The organism is Arthrobacter sp. 2YAF22_2, from assembly GCF_052114645.1.
Taxonomy (GTDB): Bacteria; Actinomycetota; Actinomycetes; order Actinomycetales; family Micrococcaceae; genus Arthrobacter.
Genome location: NZ_JBFRFD010000492.1, coordinates 1 through 2,669, shown reverse-complemented (window position 1 = coordinate 2,669; position 2,669 = coordinate 1). Strand labels below are relative to the sequence as shown.

The 2,669-nt window shown below is 65.4% G+C and carries 4 protein-coding genes; 3 read left to right on the top strand and 1 reads right to left on the bottom strand.

Annotated elements, in window-relative coordinates; all coding sequences use genetic code 11:
• On the bottom strand, nucleotides 1–987 hold a 987-nt coding region (locus tag AB4Y86_RS16335; RefSeq protein ID WP_441403227.1), incomplete at its 3' end, for an MBL fold metallo-hydrolase.
• 185 nt (nucleotides 988–1,172) lie between these two features.
• Here AB4Y86_RS16335 and AB4Y86_RS16330 point away from each other — a divergent pair.
• From AB4Y86_RS16330 to AB4Y86_RS16320, 3 genes are all read left to right on the top strand, one after another.
• The gene (locus AB4Y86_RS16330) at nucleotides 1,173–1,553 is read left to right on the top strand and encodes a YidH family protein (protein ID WP_441403226.1); all 381 of its coding nucleotides are present in this window, start codon (nucleotides 1,173–1,175) and stop codon (nucleotides 1,551–1,553) included.
• 20 nt (nucleotides 1,554–1,573) lie between these two features.
• Nucleotides 1,574–1,885, top strand: coding sequence for a DUF202 domain-containing protein (locus tag AB4Y86_RS16325; protein WP_441403225.1), 312 nt, complete (start codon nucleotides 1,574–1,576; stop codon nucleotides 1,883–1,885).
• Nucleotides 1,886–2,293: 408 nt separating this feature from the next.
• Nucleotides 2,294–2,669 (top strand): polysaccharide deacetylase family protein (locus AB4Y86_RS16320; protein WP_441403224.1); only part of this gene is annotated, 376 nt, incomplete at its 3' end.

Here is a 2,669-nt window from a genome sequence, read left to right as displayed (position 1 = left end):
GTCAGGGACCAGGAAGGTGCCGGAGAATTCTTCGGCGTGGGAGAGCCATACGGATCTGGGAGTCGTGCCGGGAACCAGATGGTGGAGCGCCAGCCGTGCCGCTCCCGCTTTGCCAGCCAAGGCGATCGCATCCCGGGCCGAGGTGTGTGAGCGGCGGTGGTGGTCCATAGAGGCCTGGGCTTCTTCTGTTGCCACATTGCCGTAGGCGCGGGAAACCCAGTCGAAGTCGATCGCCTCGTGGAGCAGCAGATCCGTGCCGTGGGCGAGCCGGACCAGGTTCTCACAGGGTGCGGTATCCCCGGAAATAGTCACCGATCCTTCCGCGGTATCGAAGCGGAAGGCGAAGGCGGGGGCAACCGGGGGATGTTCCACCAACGTGGCCGTCACCGTCACCAGTTCATCCCGGTAGATTTCAAAGGGAACCATGTCTGCTGGCGTCGGGCTTGCATTCGGGTCATAACCGGTGCCGGCCGGAAGCTCGATGTCCGAAGCGGTGAAGCGGTCCAGCGGGGAGGGGCGCAGCGCGTCGATGACCCTGTCGTTCAGGTCGGCACCATAGGCCCGCATGAGGTGCTCAAACATCACCTTCGTGCCCGGCGTCGGCTGCTCCGGGAAGAGCGGCTTCGGCGGAACCACAGCGCGGGGCGATGCCGGCGGCAGGGCACCGCGGTCTCCGGGTCCAATAATTCTGATGGGTTCCTGGTCCGGGCGGAGGGTGAAGAGCCCGAAGATGGCCAGGCTGGCCAGATCGATGCAGTGGTCCGAGTGCAGATGGGTGAGGAAGATCCCGCGAAGATTGCCGACGGAGAAGCCGGCCTTCATCAGCTGGTTCCCGACGCCGCTTCCGGCATCCACCAGATACACGGCGTCCCCGACAACGACGGCGGTAGAAATGCCCGCACGCTTGCCCGCGTTGGCGCCAGTCCACCAGCGGGGGCCGCCGGCCGTTCCGAGGGTAACTACACGGGGGTTCAGGGTGGCTCTCACTGTGACCTTTCGCATTCGCCGCCGTCAACGAGACGGGGGTCTCAGGAAGCCACTCTGCCCGTATCGAAAAGATCTGTAAAACTGGTTAAAGCAGCCATGTTCACCGGTTTTGCCTATGACTGACCGGATTCGTCCGGTGCCTCGGGGCGGCATACCATGGGCAAAACCACACTGTCAGGAGTGAAATGACCGAACTGGATCAACGTCGCGGGTGGCTGGCGCGCCGGGTGCTGCCAGGGGGCGAGGAGCCGGACCCGCGGTTTACGCTCGCTAACGAGCGCACCTTCCTTGCCTGGGTACGGACGTCCCTGGCTTTCCTGGCTGGCGGGCTGGCGCTGGAAGCCTTCGCGATCGCAGCTTTCCCTGAGCCGTTGCGCAAAGTGCTGGCCGTACTCCTGGTGGCCATCGGAATGTTGATCAGTGCCGGCGCCGCGGTGCGCTGGGTTTCGATCGAGTCGAGCATGCGGCACGGAAAGCCCCTGCCCCTGCCCGTCATCGTCCCGCTCCTAGGCCTGGGCGGGGCCGCCACCGCAGCGGTGGTGATCGTGCTGATCACGGTCAACTGATGCCGGGACCGGCTGCCCCCATGCACCAGGATCCCGGGCTGCAGCCCGAACGCACCGTGCTCTCCTGGGGCCGGACCGCGCTGGCCCTCTTTGCCGCGGCGCTGGTTTTCCTCCGTTGGCTGCCGCATTACGGTCTCTGGATCCTCGTTCTGGTCGGCGTGGCAGGAAGCATCGCGGCCGGCATTTACACCACCCAGCGCGGCCGCTATTCCGCGCGTGTGCGGGGCATTGCGGCGGAAGGGTTCCATTCGGACGTGGCTGCCGTTTTCTGGACCAGCGGTTCTGTCCTGCTGCTGGGGACCCTGGGCATGGTCATCCTGCTCACGGGGTAACGCCCCGCAGCGGCTCGGGCGTCCTGAAGGGCCGCGCCGCAGTCCGGCCACCCAGGTCCGCCGGGCGTACGCGGCAGCCGGTGAAAACGAGTAAAAGACAAGTAGCCGGGCCGGCGTCAGGCCGCAAAGTCCGGTAAGCGACCACCCGTGACCTTTCCCGACTCCGCTTCTAGCATGGGAGTGGGCCTCTGTGTTCATAGTCCGCCGCGGGGCCGCCACCCTGGAGGAATGATGCGCTGGTTAAGTCGTGCTGTTCACAATTCAGACCAAGCCACGGCTCAGCCGAGGCATCCAGGCGGCGGAGGACCACACAAGAGCAAGTGGGGTTCCGCGGCCAGCGTCCTGCTGCTCGCGATGGCATCCCTGTCGGGCATTGCGTTGCCCGCCCATGCTGCGCCGGCAACCATTGTGAGTCTCACCTTTGATGACGGCAATGCCAACCAGCTCGCCGCCGCACAGATCCTCAAAGCCCATGGACTGGCGGGAACGTTCTTCATCACGACCAGCTGGATCGGCACGGCCGGGTACCTCACGCAGGCGAATCTGCAGACGCTGGCCAGCGATGGAAATGAGATCGGCGGCCACACCGTCACCCACCCGGACCTGACCACCCTGACTCCCTCGGCCGCCGCCGCTGAGGTCTGCAACGGCAAAACCACCCTTGAAAACTGGGGCTTTACGGTCCGCAATTTTGCGTACCCCTTCGCGGCGGAGAACGCCGCCGTGCAGACTGCTGTCCGCAACTGCGGCTACGCCAGCGCCCGCGGCCTGGGTGACATTACCT

What these genes read in the sequence shown, in the direction of transcription:
- AB4Y86_RS16330 (WP_441403226.1), top strand. Translation starts at nt 1,173, where the DNA reads ATGACCGAACTGGATCAACGTCGCGGGTGGCTGGCGCGCCGGGTGCTG.
- AB4Y86_RS16325 (WP_441403225.1), top strand. Translation starts at nt 1,574, where the DNA reads ATGCACCAGGATCCCGGGCTGCAGCCCGAACGCACCGTGCTCTCCTGG.